Source organism: Clostridium sp. CM028 (assembly GCF_030585565.1).
In the GTDB taxonomy this organism is placed as follows: Bacteria; Bacillota; Clostridia; order Clostridiales; family Clostridiaceae; genus Clostridium_AD; species Clostridium_AD estertheticum_B.
In genome coordinates this window covers 253,806-272,466 of the sequence record NZ_CP077766.1, presented here as the reverse complement: position 1 = coordinate 272,466, position 18,661 = coordinate 253,806, and the positions used below count along the sequence as shown (strand labels likewise).

The window sequence follows — 18,661 nt, the reverse complement described above, 5'->3', positions numbered from 1 at the left end:
TCTGAAGTCGTTAATATGCAGCTCCGCAGGAGATGATTTAATCCAGAAATTTTATATTCATAGTTTATTCAAACAAATTCTTGATATAAAAAATTGCAAATAAAAAACACCATATGGCGTTTTTTATTTGCAACAATCTTTATTAATAATAAAAATAATAGGAATTAAGTATATATTCAGCATTATATCTAACACTTAATTTTTTCAAATAAAGCTTAACCTTTTCTTTATGTTCCATATCTAAAAGGATTTTTTTAAAATGAGTTAGTTCTTTATCCGAAGCAGCATTTTTAACATATCCCCAAACATGCTCTGCAGTACTTACAAAACTTCCATTCTCTACATCAAAATTTATTATTTCATCCGTATACTCATAGAATTCCTCAATACTGCAATTCTCTTTTATCAATTTACTACACTCTTTATAATATTTATAATTTCTTTCCATTAATACATATTTATATTTAGCCCACTGTTTTTCTATAATTCCAGCCTTTGATTTCTTATCCCTGTTGTTAATTATAATATTGCATTTTATAGCCGAAATATCTTTGTCTTTTACCTCTAGCATAATATCAATATTAAATTCTTTAACTTCATCATAGTATTCTAGAAAGGTTTTAACTATTATCGTATTTGAATGAGCCCCTATCTGTTTATGCAAATTTTGCTGACTATAGTGGGCTTTTATATTACCATCTTTTTTCTGCCATGTTTTAGCTACCTTCCTCATTATTTCTTTTATAGGCACCTCTATTTCATGATTACACTGATGGTGAAGGTTATCAAATATTACTGGTATATTAATTTCCTTACTTACTAAAAGTACATCATCAATATTAAATATTTTTCCATCATTTTCAATTACGAGCCTATCCTTTACCGAAGATGATAATCTTTTAAAATTTTCAATAAACCTATTCATAGCAGCACTTTTATCACCATAACCGCCACCAATATGAAGTATTATCTTATTGCTTGAATCCACACCTAATGAATCAAGGAATCTAGCATGGTATTCCAAATCTTTAATTGCTTTTGCTACAATCTCTTCTTTTTCTGCATTGAGTACTGTGTACTGACCTGGATGCATAGACACTCTCATGCCACATTCTTTTATATACTCGCCTATTTCATTTAATTCGTTTTGAAAATGTTTATGCCATGGAATTTCATTAATACTGTGACTTCCTAATGGAACTATATCTGAACTTATTCTAAATAACTTTATGTTATACTTCTCATTATTCTCTAATATTCCTCTTAGATCTATTAAGTTTTGCTCTAATATTTCTAAAAACATTTCTTCCGAAAAGTTTTTGAGCGTTAATCTTCTATTTGTTCTTGCATTTGTTGTAAGTGGTATGCATGCATATCCGATTTTCATATTTACCTCCTATTTTTTCCTCCCATGAGTGTATCCAACAACCTCAAATTCCTTTGAAAGTCCTTTAACAAATTCATTATAATAAGGACATGTTGCTCTAATGCATGTTGATAAATGTATACTGCTTACACCCTGTTTTTTTAATTCCTCTGAGGAATTAAGCATTTCTTTTAATGAATCTGCGTTACATCCGCTACATGGTATTTGCATTACCATGTCTAAACTAGCATCATAATCATTGAATGAGGCTGTCTTATTGTTAAATGCCTTTATACAACCAGAACCTGAGCATTTACTAGAAACTTTAAAACATCTTAATACAGCAATCTTTTTCATATTTATAACCACCTTAATAATTTATATACTATATTATATCTAAATACAAAAGTATAAGATGTGATTTATATAACATATTTAATTAATGTTTTATAACAAAATTGCCTTCCTTATTTAAAACCCCTACTTATTACATGTTTAAACCAACCTTATGCCTTCTTAGAGGTACAAAACCAAGTTAAAGGTATAATTGCATCCTAATGCTTTCGGCTATCCATATAGCCATATTTATCATTATTTTCAATATACGCTAACCCTTTCCGATACTTCAATTTAAAATACATCAATTAAATCTCCAGCATTATTTTTCAGCTTATCTACGGAGTGAATGTACCTATTAGTAGTAGCTAGATTTTTATGTGCAGCAAAATCCCTAACTTTCTCTACTGTAGCCCCTGCTAAAATTGCTAGTGTAATAGCTGTATGCCTGGTAGAATGAACTCGTAAATCTTTATCTATACCTGCATTTTTGCATACTCTTTTTATCATGTAATTTAAAGTGCTTGCATCTAATTTTTCTTTATTATTCCCATTAGTTGAATGTCCAATAAATAAATACTCCTCGCCACTAGATAACTTATTTCTTTTAGTCAACCTAATATATTCATTTATCATAGTAAGAACGTTCCCTTGAATTTTTACTATATCCTCTTTACCGCCTTTTCTTATTACTTTTACTACATCATAACCTGTATGCGTTGTAATATGCTTTATCTTAATATTTATAATCTCAGATTTTCTTAAAGCAGTTGTTAAAGCAAGTACTAATATAGTTTTATTTCTATGTCCTAATATAGTGGATGTATCTATACTATTTAATAAGACTTTACACTCTTCTTTTGTTAAAAACTCAGTTTCCTTATTATTTATCACTGGTTTTTCTTCTTTTAAATTTCCAAAAGGATTATATTTAATTATATGAATGCCTGTAGAATTATCTTGATATTTTAATAACCACTTATAGAGAGCACTCAATGATGATATTTTCCTGTTTATAGTAGCAGAGGACATATTTTTATTCATTAAATTCATTATAAAATTTTGCGAATGTAGTATAGATACCTTTTTAATATCTTCTATAGTTATGTCATAAATAGAACTTACGCAAAAAAAATCTTTTATATCTCGTTCATAGCTTTTAGCAGTATATTTACTTTTTCTAGACTTGATTTCAAGAAAATACCATATAAAATTTTTGTTATCTAAAGTCAAATCTGAATTATAGTTGAATTGTGTAATATTGTTTATCATATGTATTCCCCTTTAATATTTTTTAAATTTCTATACATTTTAAAAAGCTGCAAACAGTAAGTTAGCAGCTTTTTAAAATATACAGGCTATAATTATTCTTCTAAATCATTAATTAAGTTTACTATTTCTTCTAAAGCTAATTTTTCATCATCACCATTAGCTATAACGTTTACAGTTGTATTAGGACCGACTCCTAGAGATAAAATGCCTATTAAACTCTTAATATTAGCTTTTTTGCCCATATATTCTATACCTATATCTGATTTAAAAGACGCGGCTTTTCTTACTAATAATGTAGCTGGTCTAGCATGCAATCCTTTAGAATTACTAACGAGAACTTCCTTTGTTACCAATTAACTTCACCTCGATACTTTATTTATTATTGCATGCGATAATATAAAATATCTTATCTATTAACGCATGCTATTATAATATCATTAAAAATCATGTAAATCAATTTTAAATATTTTCAACAAACCTCGCTATTCTATCAAGTCCAATTTTTATATTTTCCATAGAAGTAGCATAAGACAATCTTATAAAATTATCTACTCCAAATGCTATACCTGGTATAACAGCAACTTTTTCTTTTTCAAGTAAAATATCTGAAAAAGCAATCGAATCTTTTATAACTTTTCCGTCGATTGATTTATTTAAAACATCCCCTATATTCACCATAACATAAAAAGCGCCTTCAGGTTTTATGCAAGATAAATTATTAATGCTATTAATTTTTTCCACCATATAATCTCTTCTTAGCTTAAATTGTCCAATCATTTTAGCTATATCATCTTGATTTCCATTTAAAGCTTCAACTGACGCATATTGCGCAATTGAATTGGGATTTGATGTAGTATGACTTTGAATATTAGACATTAACGATACTATTTCCGTGCTGCCAGCAGCATATCCTATTCTCCATCCTGTCATAGCGTAAGCCTTAGAAAGGCCGTTGATTACGATAGTTCTTCTGTAAGCATCCTCTGAAAGACTTGCTATACTAATATGGTCATTACTACCATACAACAATTTTTCATAAATTTCATCCGATATTATGATTAAGTTATTTATTTTTGCAAAATCAGCAATTTCCATAAGTTCTTCCTTTGAATATACGGTACCTGTAGGATTATTGGGACTATTTAATATTATTGCTTTAGATTTAGGCGTTAATGCTCTATTAAGGCTCGCTATTGTTAATTTAAATTCATTAATTTCTTCTGTTTCTATATAGATAGGTTCTCCATCTGCTAATTTAACCAATTCTGGATAACTTACCCAATATGGAACTCCAATTAAAACTTCATCTCCTGGATTTAAAATAGCTTGAAATACATTAGCTAAGCATTGTTTTGCTCCAGCTGAAACTATAATTTGAGCTGGTGTGTAAGTTAAGTTGTTTTCTCTCTTTAACTTTCCAATTATTGCCTGTTTTAGTTCAATAATACCTGAAGCCGCTGTATATCTTGTCCTGCCTTCTTTAATTGCTTTTATAGCTGCTTCTTGAATGTTTTTGGGTGTATCAAAATCAGGTTCACCAGCACCAAATCCTATGACATCTATGCCCTCAGCCTTCATTTTTTTAGCCTTTGCAGTTATATCTAGTGTTAAAGATGTTGTTATTTGTTTTGCTTTTTTAGATAATACCATTTTTCTTACCCCCAATACTTATATTAATTTAATTCTTATGATACTAATATATCACTTTTTTTTTGTGATGTAAATGAAGCAACCTGATTCCACATTACATATTTTTCCAAATAATATGTAATATGAAATAAAAAAACCCTCTTAGGGTTTAGAAATATTCTAAATCTCAAGAGGATTTAATCTTACATTTAATTATTTAGCATAGTCAATAGCTCGTGTTTCTCTAATTACATTTACTTTAATTTGACCAGGATATTCTAGTTCATTTTCAATCCTTTTAACTAGATTTCTTGCCATTTCAACAGCACCTGCATCATCAATTATTTCTGGTTTAATCATAATTCTAACTTCTCTTCCAGCTTGAATAGCATATGACTTTTCTACACCTTCATAAGAATTTGCAATTTCTTCTAATTTTTCCAATCTTTTAATATAAGCTTCTAAAGTTTCTCTTCTTGCACCTGGTCTTGCCGCTGATATAGCATCTGCCGCTTGAACTAGTATTGCTTCAAGGGATTCTAACTCAACGTCACCGTGATGCGCTGCAATTGCATTTACTACAATAGAGGACTCATGGTGTTTTTTAGCTATTTCTGAACCTATAAGCGCATGTGGACCTTCAACTTCATGATCTACAGCTTTACCTATATCATGAAGTAGACCGCATCTTTTAGCGAGTGTTGGGTCAATTCCAAGTTCAGATGCCATAAGTCCAGCTAAATATGAAACTTCTATAGAATGCTTTAATACATTTTGACCATAACTGGTTCTGTATTTAAGCCTTCCAAGCAGCCTGATAATTTCCGAATGAAGTCCATGCACTCCTGTTTCAAAAGTTGCTTGTTCTCCTTCTTCTTTTATGTCACTATCAACTTCTTTTTTAGCTTTTTCTACCATTTCCTCAATTCTAGCAGGGTGAATTCTTCCATCCACTATTAGTTTCTCAAGTGCTATTCTAGCAACTTCGCGCCTTATAGGATCAAATGCTGAAAGAATTACTGCTTCAGGTGTATCATCTATTATTAAATCTACTCCTGTAAGCGTTTCTAGAGTTCGAATATTTCTACCCTCTCTACCTATTATTCTTCCTTTCATCTCATCATTAGGAAGCGAAACCACATGAACTGTTGTTTCTGCTACATGATCGGCTGCACATCTTTGAATAGCATAAGTAATAATTTCTCTTGCTTTTTTATCAGCTTCTTCTTTTGCCTTAGTTTCAATTTCTTTAATCATAATTGCAGCATCGTGTTTAATTTCTTTTCTAATTTCATCTAATAAAACTTGTTTTGCCTCATCAGATGTCAACCCTGATAATCTTTCTAATTCTCCTCTTTGCTTTGTGTATAAATCTTGTACACTTGCTTCTAGCATTTCACTTTCTTGTTGTTTTTTATTAAGATTTTCTTCTTTTCTCTCCAGCACATCACTTTTTTTATCTAATGATTCTTCTCTTTGGATGTTTCTTCTTTCTAACCTTTGAACTTCATTACGTCTTTCTCTTGATTCTTTTTCTAAATCAGTTCTAAGTCTGTGAACTTCTTCTTTGGCTTCTAAAATAGCCTCTTTCTTTTTTGATTCAGCATCTTTTACACTTTCATCAATAATTTTTTTAGCTTCTTTTTCGGCCTTGAAAATATTTGCTTGAGATATATTTTTTCTAATATAAATTATAACAAAAATACATGCTAAAACAACAACCAAAATAGCACAAACTACTATGAGCATTGTTTGACTTTTAGTATCCATTGATTATCAACACCTCCTTTGCTTATTTCAAATCTATTTAAGAGTAAATATGAAAGCTAGAAAAGGTGCTATATTTAATTGGTAACAATTTAAATATACTAAACCAGTATTTGTATTTATTTTATATTACTTTTCAGTTAATGTCAAGATTTTAACGTTTAAATAAGTCTTTATTCTTACTATTATATAGTAGTTATGATAAACTTTAGCATATTGCATCATAGAATGCATATGCCTGATACCATAATAATATTCCTTAATTATAAGTTAAAGAAAAAAAGCAAGTAAAAACTTGCTTTTATGCTTCTTTTTTACTTGCTTCTTTTTTGCTAACTTCTTTTTTACTAGTCTCTGCGTTCTTGTATAATGGTAGGTTATGTTTTGCTCTAATTTTGTTTTCTATCTCTAACATAACCAAAGGGTTTTCTTTAAAATATTGTTTTGAATTTTCTCTTCCCTGTCCAAGTCGTATATCTCCATATGAGAACCATGCTCCACTTTTTTGTACAATCTCTTCTACAACTCCTATATCTAGAACATCGCCCTCTCGAGATATGCCGTGACCATACATAATATCAAATTCAGTTTTCTTAAATGGAGGAGCTACTTTGTTTTTAACTATTTTTATTCTTGTTCGATTACCCATAAATTCATCGCCTTGTTTAATTGTATCTATTTTTCTAATATCTAGTCTAACAGATGCATAAAATTTCAACGCTCTACCACCAGGGGTTACTTCTGGGTTACCAAACATTACTCCTACTTTTTCTCTTAATTGATTTATAAATACAAGAACACATTGGGATTTATTTATAGAACCCGCAAGTTTTCTTAAAGCTTGCGACATAAGTCTTGCTTGGAGTCCTACATGGGAGTCTCCCATTTCGCCTTCAATTTCAGCTTTAGGCACTAAAGCTGCTACCGAATCCACTACGATAACATCTATAGCCCCAGAGCGAACTAAAGCCTCTGTAATCTCTAACGCCTGTTCACCAGTATCTGGTTGTGATACTATTAAATTTTCTATATCTATTCCTAGTGCTTTAGCATATTCAGGGTCTAAAGCATTCTCTGCATCTATAAATGCAGCTGTACCACCATTTTTTTGAGCTTCTGCAACTATATGAAGTGCAACTGTAGTTTTACCTGAAGATTCTGGTCCAAAAACTTCTATTATTCTTCCTCTAGGTACACCACCTATGCCTAGGCCTATGTCAAGTCCTAAACAACCAGTGGAAATAGCCTCTATATTTAACTTACTATTTTCTCCAAGTTTCATTACAGAGCCTTTTCCGAATTGTTTTTCTATTTGACCCATAGCTACTTCTAGCGCTTTTAATTTTTCATTATTCATAAATTTCCCCTGCGGGTTCACCATCCTTTTTCGACGAACGTTTGTTCTGAATTTAAGTATACACCATTTATTTTATATGGTCAACATACAAAGCAATATCTGCCATTTTCATTTACTAAAGAAATCCTTTTATTTGTATTATTAACAAACTCTAATAATTTAATCACTTATCGACTCTAATTGTACCTTTGTTTTTTACAAAATAGTCAACACCAGATATTATTGTAATAATTACTGCGGCAGCCATGAAAATATTGGTTAACGCATTTAATAACGTATTTGCGTAAGATAAATTTATCAATGCTGTAATTATAGCTACTATTTGAATAACGGTTTTAAGTTTCCCCCATTTACTAGCCGCAATTACTTTTCCCTCTGAAGCAGCTATTGTTCGAAGTCCTGAAACTGCAAATTCTCTAGCAATTATAATCATAGCTACCCAACTAGACACAATCTGAAGCTCCACTAATGAAACAAGTGCAGCAGTTACTAAAAGTTTATCTGCTAGAGGATCCATGAATTTTCCGAAATTAGTTATTTGATTTCTGCTTCTAGCTACATAGCCATCCAACTTATCAGTGAGAGATGCTACTATAAAAACAATTGTCGCCAGTTCTCTTCCATAAGGTATTCCTTTAACCGCCATAAACACTAAAAATATAGGTACTAAAAAAATTCGAATCATTGTAAGTTTATTTGCAAGATTCATAGCACACAACTCCTATTAAATCATATTCTAACGCTTTGGTAACCCTTACTGTTACGAATTCTCCCTTATTATAATCTTTGTCAGATTCAAAGAAAATAGTTCCATCAACTTCTGGTGCCATTTCATAACTTCTACCAAAATAAGTTTTACCATTAAATCCTTCTACTAAAACTTTGTAAATTTTGTCTATTTTTTTACTATTTATCTCTTTTGATATATTTTGTTGCACAATCATTAATTCTTCTTCACGTTTTTCCTTTATTTCTTCTGGAATTTGATTTTTCATCTCTGCAGCTGCAGTACCATCTTCCATTGAGTACTTGAACACTCCCAATTTATCAAATTTAGTTTCATTAATAAACTGTTTCAATTCTTCAAAATTTTCTTCCGTTTCTCCTGGAAATCCAACGATTAATGTAGTTCTAAGGGTTAATCCCTTAATACCCTTCCTCATCTTATTTATGTTTTCTGTTATGATATTTTTTCTTCCTTTCCTTTTCATGGATTTAAGAAGATCATCGCTTATATGTTGAATTGGTATATCTACATATTTGCAAACTTTATCATTTAAAGAAATTTCATTAATAATATCATCCGTCATTTCTTCTGCATAACAGTAAAGTACTCTAATCCATTCAATCCCACTTATTTGAGAAATTTTTCTTATTAATTTATGTAGGTTTTTTTCACCATATAAATCTATCCCGTATCTAGTGGTATCTTGAGCAACTAAAATAATTTCCTTGCAACCATGTTCACTTAAATCCTTAGCCTCTTGTATTATGTTCTCCATTTTTCTGCTTCTATATTTTCCTCTAATATTTGGTATTGCACAATATGCACAAGCATTATCACAGCCCTCGGAAATTCTAATATAAGCAGAGTATGTTTCTGTAGTTAATACTCTTTGTCCTTCATTAATATTATCATCACTATAAGTGCAATGTTGTACTTTAATATTTTTTAAAAGAACCTCTTCTATACTACTTACTAACTTGTCATAATCATTAACACCGAGGATTATATCAAGTTCTGGCATCAATTCAATCAGATCCGACCCATAACGCTGAGTAAGGCAACCCGTCGCAATCAATACTGTGCAATTATATTTCTTTTTGTATTCTGACATTTCTAGAATAGTGTCTATTGATTCTTGTTTTGACGATTCTATGAATCCACAAGTATTCACTAAAATTATATCTGCTAGTTTAGGATCATTTGTCATATCATATTTCCCACTTAAACTGCTTATTACAATCTCACTATCAATTCTATTTTTATCACAGCCTAAATTTATAACTCCAACTTTTAATTTTTCCACCAGTCATCCTCCTTGTTTATCAACCTGAGTAACTCCTATTTACCAAATATCATACTACTTGTTTGACTCTTTATGTAAATAATAGCTAATTATTTTTATCTTCCTACATTTGTACCCATAAATTATTGTAAATGTGATTTGCAAATTAAACAAGGGTATTTACAATTATTCTTACATTTTTTTTTTATTGTTCCTTTAACTCACTATCACTTAATAATATTTCCCTAGGTTTGCTTCCATTTCTACCTGATATAATCCCTCGTTCCTCCATTTGTTCAATAATTCTTGCTGCTCTATTATACCCTATTTTTAGCTTACGTTGCAATAAGGAAGTAGATGCTTGTCCATTTTCAACTACTATTCTTATTGCTTCATTTAATAATTCATCAATATCATCATCAATACTTTTATTATTTGAACTACTCTCTATTTCATCTATTATTTCTTTTTCATAGTTTACTTCTGTCGTCTGATTCTTTATAAAATCAACAACTCGTTCAACTTCTTCTTCTGACACAAAAGCTCCTTGTATTCTAAATGGTTTAGCCTCTCCAACCGGATAAAAAAGCATATCACCTTTCCCAAGTAATTTCTCTGCACCAGAGGAATCCAAAATTGTTCTTGAATCTATTTGACTCGAAACTGCAAAAGATATTCTTGAAGGTATATTGGCTTTTATTACACCCGTAATAACGTCAACTGATGGTCTCTGCGTCGCAATTACTAAATGCATTCCTGCCGCTCTTGCCATTTGCGCAAGTCTTCCAATATATTCCTCTACATCATTAGCACAGACCGTCATTAAATCTGCTAACTCATCAATTATAATAACAATCCACGGCAATTTATTTTCAACAATGCCTTTATTTACTAATTCATTATATCCTTCTATACTTCGCACATTGTTTTCAGCAAAACTCTTGTATCTTCTTGACATTTCGTTTACAGCCCAATTTAAAGCACCTGCAGACTTTTTGGGATCTGTTACAACTGGTATTAATAGATGAGGTACCCCATTATAAATATTTAATTCGACAACTTTAGGGTCAATTAATAATAGCTTAACCTCCTCTGGAGAATACTTATAAAGTATGCTTATTATTAATGAATTTATACAAACACTTTTTCCAGAGCCTGTAGCCCCTGCTACCAGCAAATGTGGCATTTTTGTTAAATCCGAAACAACACAGTTACCGCCTATATCTTTTCCTAAACTAAAGGATAAATTTTTGTTTGAAGCTGAAAATTCATTAGATTCTATTACTTCTCTTAAGTATACTGCGCTTAACTCTTTATTTGGTACTTCAATGCCTACAGCTGCCTTACCAGGTATCGGTGCCTCGATTCTTACCCCGGAAGAAGCTAAATTCAGTGCAATATCATCTGCTAGATTTACAATTTTACTCACCTTAACACCAGCATTTGGTTGAAGTTCAAACCTTGTCACTGAGGGTCCTTTTGTAACTTGAATAACCTTTGCTTCAACTCCAAAGCTACTTAGTGTCTCTTGTAGCTTATTGGCACTATTAAGCAATTCTTTTTTATCGTTTTTATTCATTTTGGAAGTATTATTTTCATTTAATAAATCTACAGTGGGGTATTCATATTTATAGTTTGGCTTTGAATTTACACTATTTAATTGAATTTCTTTCTCCAACTCTTGGTTGATAGAATTATCTATATGCCTTTCTTTTAAAGTACGTGCATTGTCATTCCTAACACCACTAACAGTTTCTTCTTTATTTAATCCTTCCGCATCTGTAGCAATTTCATTTGATTTTATAAAATCGATTATTTTAATTTTATTGCTGCTAATATCTTTAATAAATTTATTTTTTTCTCCATTTGGAACTACTAATTCTTCTTGCTTATCATTATTTTCTATATATAAATCCTTACTATCATTTTTACTCGCAGTCTTTTTAATAATAAATTTATCCTTTAAATAAAAAAAGACATCATTAAGCGATACGTTTAATATTATAATAAAGCATATAACATAAATAGCAATAAAAATTATATAGCTACCCGCAGCTCCAAATAGTGTATGTAATAGTACATCAATTGAATAACTAATAATCCCACCATGTAGTACACTTTCTGAATTGTATATCTTATTTATTCCGAGCAAAAAATCTCCTTTAGTGTAATACTTATTTAAAGATAACATTTGTATAAATAATAGTGTATTTATTATAAAAAGTATTATTCCACAAAACTTCTTACTAAAATTTATCTTACCTTTCTTAACGATTTTGCAAATACCAATAAATACTATAAGGAACGGCGAAAGATATGCACCCACTCCTAATATTGCAAAAAGCACATGATTAATCAGATTACCTATCATACCTGATATGGAATTAGAATTTGAACCCCTAGTTGAGAAGATACTTAATAAAATTAATATGCCTATTGTTATTAAAATAATTCCATAAATTTCACTATTAGCATCTACATTACTTGCAACTTTAGATTTAGTTTTAGTTTTTTTTCTAGCCAAAGTATCACCTCTATCCTTATTATTTCTACAAAGTTTAGAAATCTCCTCTAACTTTCAATAGATTTATAAATCAATTTTAAACTAGTTATATAAAAAAATTATTAGATTATATTTGTCATAGTAACAAATCATTAAAAATAGACATAAATAGGCTATTTTAACCTGTTTATATCTAATTTATTTTTAACCTATCATTTCGTTTAATTTTGATAATGCCTCACTAATGCCACCAACCTCATCTATTAACCCATTATCAACTGCTTGTTTTCCTATAAGTATAGTACCCATATCATTTAAAAGCTCATCAGTTTGAAGCATTAATCTATTTACCGTTTCCTTATCAATCTTAGAGGTTCTAATAATAAATTCTGTTATTCTTTCTTGCATTTTATTGAAGTATTCAAAAGTTTGAGGTACCCCTATTATTAGACCATTCATTCTTATAGGATGAATTATCATAGTTGCAGATGGGGAAATGAATGAGTACTTAGCTGCTGTTGCCAGTGGTATACCTATTGAATGGCCTCCACCTACTACAAGTGATACAGTTGGTTTGCTAAGGCTTCTAATCATCTCTGCTATTGCAAGACCCGCTTCCACATCTCCTCCTACAGTATTTAAAACTATAAGAATACCTTTTACTTTATCATCCCTCTCCATAGCAATTAGCTCTGGAATAACATGTTCATACTTAGTAGTTTTTGTTTGAGGGGACAACATCATGTGTCCTTCTATTTGACCTATAATAGACAAAACCTGAATTTTAGTATCCTGAGTTGGGATGTTAGTTGTTCCCAGTTCTTTAATATTTTCAACCTGTTCATTTACGTTTTTTTCAGTTTTCAACATTTTCATTCCTCCTAATCCATTTTATTTTGTGCATTAAGAGAAACTATATACATTTTTTATCCTAATTTAAATTCCCTGTGTAGAGCGTTAATTGCTTTTTCAACATATCCTGTTTCTACAAGGCACCATATAGTCATATTAGAATCTGCTGTTTGCAGTACTTCAACATTTTCTCTAGTTAACGCCTTAAGTATTCTCGCCATAACGCCAGGCATACCTCTCATTTTTGAACCTATAATTGAAAGTTTACTACAATCCTTCACAAATGAATAGGACATATTAAGGTCTCTTATTAAATCAGCAAATTTAGTAAAGTCTTTTTCATCAATAGTAAATATTTTTTCCTTAGGAAAAATATTTATAAGATCTATACTTATAAGATTCTCAGCTAAAATATCAAATATATCATCATAACTAGAACCTGAATTTTCACATATTTTTATTTGAATTCTATTATTCATATGCGTAATACCTGTAATTATATTTTCATAACCTTCATTTCCCAAATTACTAATTACTGTTCCATCACAATCATTCATAGTATTTTTTATTACTAATGGTATATTATACTTTCTAGATATTTCAACTGCCCTTGGGTGTATAACATTTGCTCCTTGATCTGCAAATTGAAAGATTTCATCATAACTTATTTTTTTTATTAAAGTCGCTTCAGAAACTATTCTTGGATCCGCTGTCATAATCCCATCTACATCAGTGTATATTTGAGTCTGAGAGGCCTTAAGTGCTGCCCCTAGTATTGCAGCAGTAACGTCACTCCCACCTCTCCCAATAGTCGTAACATAGGCATTTTCATCCATGCCTTGAAATCCTGCTACTACTGGGGTTTTCCCTTTTTGTAAAATATCCAATATTTTTTTTGTGTCCACATTAAGTATTGCTGCATTGTTATAATTAGAATCTGTGATTATACCTGCTTGTCCACCAGTTAAAGGCACAGCATCAATTCCACTATTATTTAGTTCGCTACACATTATTACAGTGCTTATAGTTTCACCACAACTCATTAGCAAATCTATTGCTAATGGATTTGCTACTTTGAAATTATCATCTACCAAAGATAGCAATGTGTCTGTAGCGTAAGGCTCACCTTTTCTTCCCATTGCAGATACTACTACCACAGGAAAATATCCTTGAACCTTTGCATTTAAAACTTTGTTTACTACAAGCTTCCGCTTTTCCTCTGTTGAAACAGATGTACCTCCAAACTTTTGCACTAATATCTTCATTTCTGTCCTCCAAAATTATATATGAGATTTTTTTAAAAATTCATTATCAACATCAATTATTATAGTTCTGGAACCAATTTTTTTAACATATTCCCAAGGTACTTCAATAATATCATTATTTTTTAAAAAACTAAATTTAGAGCTTCCTTCATTTATAATTAAAAATTTTAAAAGCCCATTCTCATCAATAACTACATCATTATTACCTAAATTGCTATATTTGTCACCATCATTGATATTGATAATTTCATATCTTTCCATTTCACTATACAGTTTTATATTATCTTCCATATTATCATCTCCTTAACAACTCTCATAAAATACTATGAAATCTGTTAAGGATTTATGCATAATTTCTACATTTTTATAGATAAATTTACTTATCCATAGAAATAATATTACCTTTAAAAACTTTTTTAAGCATCTCTTTTTCTTTTCCTACATATGCAGAATTTATTATACCTTTTTCAAAAGTTTTTTGCATGACAGAATTTACCCTTTCCATGTCTATTTCATTGATTTTTCGCAATACGTCTTCTGGCGTATTAATTTTGTTCATAAACATTACTGATCTCCCATTACTAAACATTCTACTGCTTGTGCTTTCAAGCCCTAGGATATAACTACCCTTTAACTGCTCTTTAGCTTTACTTAACGTTTCATTGTCAATTCCGAGTTTAGCGAATTTACTAACCTCTTCTTTTATTGCATTAATAGCAACTTCCACGTTCATTGGACTGAGTCCCGCATAAACGCTTACAACTCCTGTGTTTTTAAACGTAGATATATAACAGTAGATTGAATAGCACAAACCTAGCTCTTCACGGATTTTTTGGAATAGCCTTGAGGATGCTCCTCCGCCTAATATATTGCTTAGTAAGATTAACGTGTATGTATCATCATTTCCAAGACCTACACCAGGTATTCCAAGACTCACATGGAATTGCTCAATATCTTTTTTTCTGAAATAATGTTGATTTAATATTTCAGGGCTACTATATTTAGTAATATTTTTGTCTTTACAACGCCATTTACCAAAATACTTTTCAACAAGACTTTCTATCATTTTCATGTCAAATTTACCTGAAATAGATATTACTGAGTTTTCGGGTATATAATGCGAGTCAATATAATCTGCTATCATTTTTCTACTAAAAGATTTTACAGTATCAATCGTTCCTAAAATCGGTAACGAAATAGAATCTGCACCCCAGATTGCTTTTGTGTGTAAATCTGCTAAAACATCTTCTGGCGAATCTTCACTCATATTTATTTCTTCAACAATTACGCCTTTTTCCTTCTCAATATCATCTTCTGATAAATTACTATTGAAAATCATATCTGAAAGAATATCTAAGGATAGTTCTAAATGAGTGTCTAATGCTTTTATATAAAAACATGTAGCTTCCCTACCTGTAAAGGCATTTATTTGACCACCAACATCTTCAATCGCTTCAGCAATTTGTTTTGCAGTTCTATCACACGTTCCTTTAAAGAGCATATGCTCAATAAAATGTGATATCCCACTGCTAGTTATATTTTCATTTCTTGACCCATTTTCTACCCATAAGCCTACACTAACCGAATTTACATACTCAATATTTTCCACTACAACTCTTAACCCATTATTTAACTTAAACAAATTATACATATGCGCCTCTCCTTAATGAGAATTTATATTTACTATGTGCATATTAAGGCAATATTATTAAAAAAAATAAAAAGGCATCTAAGCCCTTCTATTATTATTCTTTATCTTTGTTTTCATTTTCATTTTCGCTATCTTTCATAGCATCTCTTCTCGAAAGATTTACTCTTCCTTGATTATCTATTTCCATTACTTTTACTAATATTTCATCACCAACTGAAACTATATCTTCTACTTTATTTACTCTTGTAAAATCAAGTTTAGAAATATGCACTAGGCCTTCTTTATTAGGAAGTATTTCAACAAAAGCTCCAAAAGCAGCAATTTTTGTTACTTTTCCTAAATATATTTCTCCTACTTTAACAGATTTAGTTAGTTCTTCGATAATTTTTACTGCTTTATTGGCACTAACGCTGTCGCTCGACATAATTACAATTTGTCCATCGTCATTAGTATCTATTTTAACGCCGGTTTCTGCTATAATTTTCTTTATAGTTGCTCCGCCTTTACCTATTACGTCCCTAATCTTGTCTGGTGCTACATTTAGCACATACATTCTAGGAGCATAAAGTGACATTTCACTTCTTGGTTGCGGTATACATTCGTTCATTTTTTCTATTATATGAAGTCTAGCTTTTTTGGCATCTATAATTGCAGTTTTAATGCAATAATTAGATAATCCATGAAGCTTTGTATCAACTTGTATAGCTGTAATACCTTTAACAGTTCCAGCTACTTTAAAGTCCATATCTCCAAAGAAATCTTCTATGCCTTGAATATCCGTTAATACTTTTTCTTTAGATAAGTCAGCGTTTGTAATTAGCCCCATTGCGATACCCGCAGCAGGTCTTTTAATAGGAACCCCTGCATCTAATAGTGCTAAAATACTTGCACTTACACTAGCTTGAGATGTTGAACCATTAGAACTTAATACTTCTGACACTACACGAATAGCATATGGGAATTCTTCTATAGATGGTAAAAGTGGTTCTACTGCTTTTTCTGCTAGTGCTCCATGACCAATTTCACGTCTTCCAGGTCCACGCATTGGCTTAGTTTCTCCTACGCTATAGGCTGGAAAATTGTAATGATGCATATATCTTTTAGTATCTTCAGTACTTATTCCATCTAGTATCTGGGCTTCTTTTAATGCTCCGAGTGTTGCAACTCCCATTACTTGAGTAAGTCCTCTTGTAAATAAACCAGTACCATGAGTTCTTGGAAGTATTCCTACTTCACAACTTATTTGTCTAACTTCATCAAAAGCTCTTCCATCTGGTCTTCTATTTTCATTTAACATCATATTTCTAACTATTTCTTTTTGAATATTATAGAAAACTTCACCGATATCTGATTTTTTATCTGCGTATTTTTCATTAAATTCAACACTTATTTTTTCTTTAATTTCGTCCACTTTTTTGTTTCTCTCATCTTTATCCATTATGTACATTGCTGTTTTTGTCATATCAACTGAAAATTCTCTTACTTCACTTTCGAGAGTTTCATCTATTTTATTTAATAAAGGTATAACTTTTTTCTTTCCAAACTTAGCTACAGCTTCTTCTTGGAAAGCTACAATTTTTTTACATGCTTCAAAAGCAAAGTCAATTGCATCTATCATTACATCTTCAGGTATTTCGTCTCCATTTGCTTCTATCATTGTTACATTATCTTTTGTTGCACAAACTGTAAGTTTCATAGAACTAGCACTTCGCTCTTCTACAGTAGGACTCAATATAAATTTACCATTAATTAAACCCACTGAAACAGTTGCAACAGCATCCGTATAAGGTATACTTGATAAACATAATGCCAGTGACGCTCCGTTCATAGCAAGTATCTCAGGTGAATTATCTTGTTCAACTGACATTACTGTACAAACAATTTGGACATCATTTTTATAGCCTTTAGGGAATAATGGTCTTAATGGCCTATCAATACCTCTTGCTGTTAAAATTGCTCTTTCTGATGGTCTTGCTTCCCTCTTTATGAATCCCCCTGGAATTTTACCAACAGCATAAAGTCTTTCTTCATATTCTACACTTAGTGGGAAGAAATCAATACCATCCCTTGGTTTTTCTGATGCATTTGCATTAATTAAAACTACTGTTTCTCCATAACTCATGACTATTGCACAGTTTGATAGCATTCCAACTTTACCATATTCAACTTTAAGATTTCTGCCTGCTACAGTAGTTTCTATAATATGAATCATATATTTGCCTCCCTTCAATTTGCACTAATATTATTAGCTAATTGTATATATTTCCCCTAATCTAAAATAATAGAGCGGCTAAGCCGCTCTGAATTATTTTCTTAGTCCGAGTTCTGCAAGAATTGCACGATATCTTTCGATATCTTGGTTCTTTAAGTAACCGATCATACCTTTTCTTTGTCCAACCATCATTAATAGACCTCTTCTTGAATGGTGATCTTTTTTATGGATTTTCAAATGTTCATTTAACTCTTGAATTCTTTCAGTAAGTAGTGCGATTTGCACTTCTGGAGAACCTGTATCTCCTTCATGTCTTGCATGTTTTAACATTACTTCTTGTTTTTTAGCTTTTTGCATTTTACAACACCTCCGAATATAATCCCCATATTCCAAGTACACCGTTGGTGATTCGGTGAACTTAGCATAAGGTTCAAATCAATTA

16 protein-coding genes are annotated in these 18,661 nt (G+C 30.9%); all 16 read right to left on the bottom strand.

Annotation, left to right across the window (positions count from 1 at the left end; translation table 11 throughout):
• Nucleotides 1-142 precede the first annotated feature (142 nt).
• The 16 genes from uvsE to rpsO all read right to left on the bottom strand — a co-directional run bounded on the left by uvsE (nucleotide 143) and on the right by rpsO (nucleotide 18,576).
• Nucleotides 143-1,387: a UV DNA damage repair endonuclease UvsE gene (gene uvsE, locus KTC94_RS01310; RefSeq protein WP_220319504.1), complete on the bottom strand. Its 1,245-nt coding sequence runs from the start codon at nucleotides 1,385-1,387 to the stop codon at nucleotides 143-145.
• 9 nt (nucleotides 1,388-1,396) lie between these two features.
• Entirely contained in the window at nucleotides 1,397-1,723 is a 327-nt protein-coding gene (locus tag KTC94_RS01305) for a CGGC domain-containing protein (protein WP_165412195.1), read from the bottom strand.
• Between the two features lie 273 nt (nucleotides 1,724-1,996).
• Complete coding sequence (locus KTC94_RS01300; protein WP_220285886.1) at nucleotides 1,997-2,974, bottom strand: tyrosine-type recombinase/integrase; 978 nt, start codon at nucleotides 2,972-2,974, stop codon at nucleotides 1,997-1,999.
• Between the two features lie 92 nt (nucleotides 2,975-3,066).
• The gene (locus KTC94_RS01295; protein WP_165412193.1) at nucleotides 3,067-3,327 is read right to left on the bottom strand and encodes an HPr family phosphocarrier protein; all 261 of its coding nucleotides are present in this window, start codon (nucleotides 3,325-3,327) and stop codon (nucleotides 3,067-3,069) included.
• A 106-nt stretch (nucleotides 3,328-3,433) separates the two neighbouring features.
• The gene (locus KTC94_RS01290) at nucleotides 3,434-4,624 is read right to left on the bottom strand and encodes a pyridoxal phosphate-dependent aminotransferase (RefSeq protein WP_216303071.1); all 1,191 of its coding nucleotides are present in this window, start codon (nucleotides 4,622-4,624) and stop codon (nucleotides 3,434-3,436) included.
• Nucleotides 4,625-4,816: 192 nt separating this feature from the next.
• The gene (gene rny, locus KTC94_RS01285) at nucleotides 4,817-6,373 is read right to left on the bottom strand and encodes a ribonuclease Y (RefSeq protein WP_224578977.1); all 1,557 of its coding nucleotides are present in this window, start codon (nucleotides 6,371-6,373) and stop codon (nucleotides 4,817-4,819) included.
• 298 nt (nucleotides 6,374-6,671) lie between these two features.
• The gene (gene recA, locus KTC94_RS01280; protein ID WP_165412191.1) at nucleotides 6,672-7,727 is read right to left on the bottom strand and encodes a recombinase RecA; all 1,056 of its coding nucleotides are present in this window, start codon (nucleotides 7,725-7,727) and stop codon (nucleotides 6,672-6,674) included.
• 163 nt (nucleotides 7,728-7,890) lie between these two features.
• On the bottom strand, nucleotides 7,891-8,436 hold the full coding sequence (pgsA, locus tag KTC94_RS01275) for a CDP-diacylglycerol--glycerol-3-phosphate 3-phosphatidyltransferase (RefSeq protein WP_216303072.1): 546 nt from the start codon (nucleotides 8,434-8,436) through the stop codon (nucleotides 7,891-7,893).
• Nucleotides 8,420-9,757 (bottom strand): 30S ribosomal protein S12 methylthiotransferase RimO, encoded by a 1,338-nt coding sequence (rimO, locus tag KTC94_RS01270; protein WP_216303073.1) that lies wholly within the window; start codon nucleotides 9,755-9,757, stop codon nucleotides 8,420-8,422. The genes pgsA and rimO overlap by 17 nt, the downstream gene beginning before the upstream one ends.
• 184 nt (nucleotides 9,758-9,941) lie before the next feature.
• Complete coding sequence (locus KTC94_RS01265; RefSeq protein ID WP_220285887.1) at nucleotides 9,942-12,260, bottom strand: DNA translocase FtsK; 2,319 nt, start codon at nucleotides 12,258-12,260, stop codon at nucleotides 9,942-9,944.
• Nucleotides 12,261-12,443: 183 nt separating this feature from the next.
• Complete coding sequence (locus KTC94_RS01260; RefSeq protein ID WP_258280654.1) at nucleotides 12,444-13,109, bottom strand: ATP-dependent Clp protease proteolytic subunit; 666 nt, start codon at nucleotides 13,107-13,109, stop codon at nucleotides 12,444-12,446.
• Between the two features lie 56 nt (nucleotides 13,110-13,165).
• Nucleotides 13,166-14,356 (bottom strand): aspartate kinase, encoded by a 1,191-nt coding sequence (gene dapG, locus KTC94_RS01255; RefSeq protein ID WP_216303075.1) that lies wholly within the window; start codon nucleotides 14,354-14,356, stop codon nucleotides 13,166-13,168.
• 15 nt (nucleotides 14,357-14,371) lie between these two features.
• Nucleotides 14,372-14,647: a YlmC/YmxH family sporulation protein gene (locus KTC94_RS01250; RefSeq protein WP_165412185.1), complete on the bottom strand. Its 276-nt coding sequence runs from the start codon at nucleotides 14,645-14,647 to the stop codon at nucleotides 14,372-14,374.
• An 85-nt stretch (nucleotides 14,648-14,732) separates the two neighbouring features.
• Complete coding sequence (locus tag KTC94_RS01245) at nucleotides 14,733-16,007, bottom strand: pitrilysin family protein (protein WP_216303076.1); 1,275 nt, start codon at nucleotides 16,005-16,007, stop codon at nucleotides 14,733-14,735.
• Nucleotides 16,008-16,101: 94 nt separating this feature from the next.
• Nucleotides 16,102-18,219, bottom strand: coding sequence for a polyribonucleotide nucleotidyltransferase (locus tag KTC94_RS01240; protein WP_220285889.1), 2,118 nt, complete (start codon nucleotides 18,217-18,219; stop codon nucleotides 16,102-16,104).
• 93 nt (nucleotides 18,220-18,312) lie between these two features.
• The gene (rpsO, locus tag KTC94_RS01235) at nucleotides 18,313-18,576 is read right to left on the bottom strand and encodes a 30S ribosomal protein S15 (protein WP_165412182.1); all 264 of its coding nucleotides are present in this window, start codon (nucleotides 18,574-18,576) and stop codon (nucleotides 18,313-18,315) included.
• Between the last annotated feature and the right edge of the window lie 85 nt (nucleotides 18,577-18,661).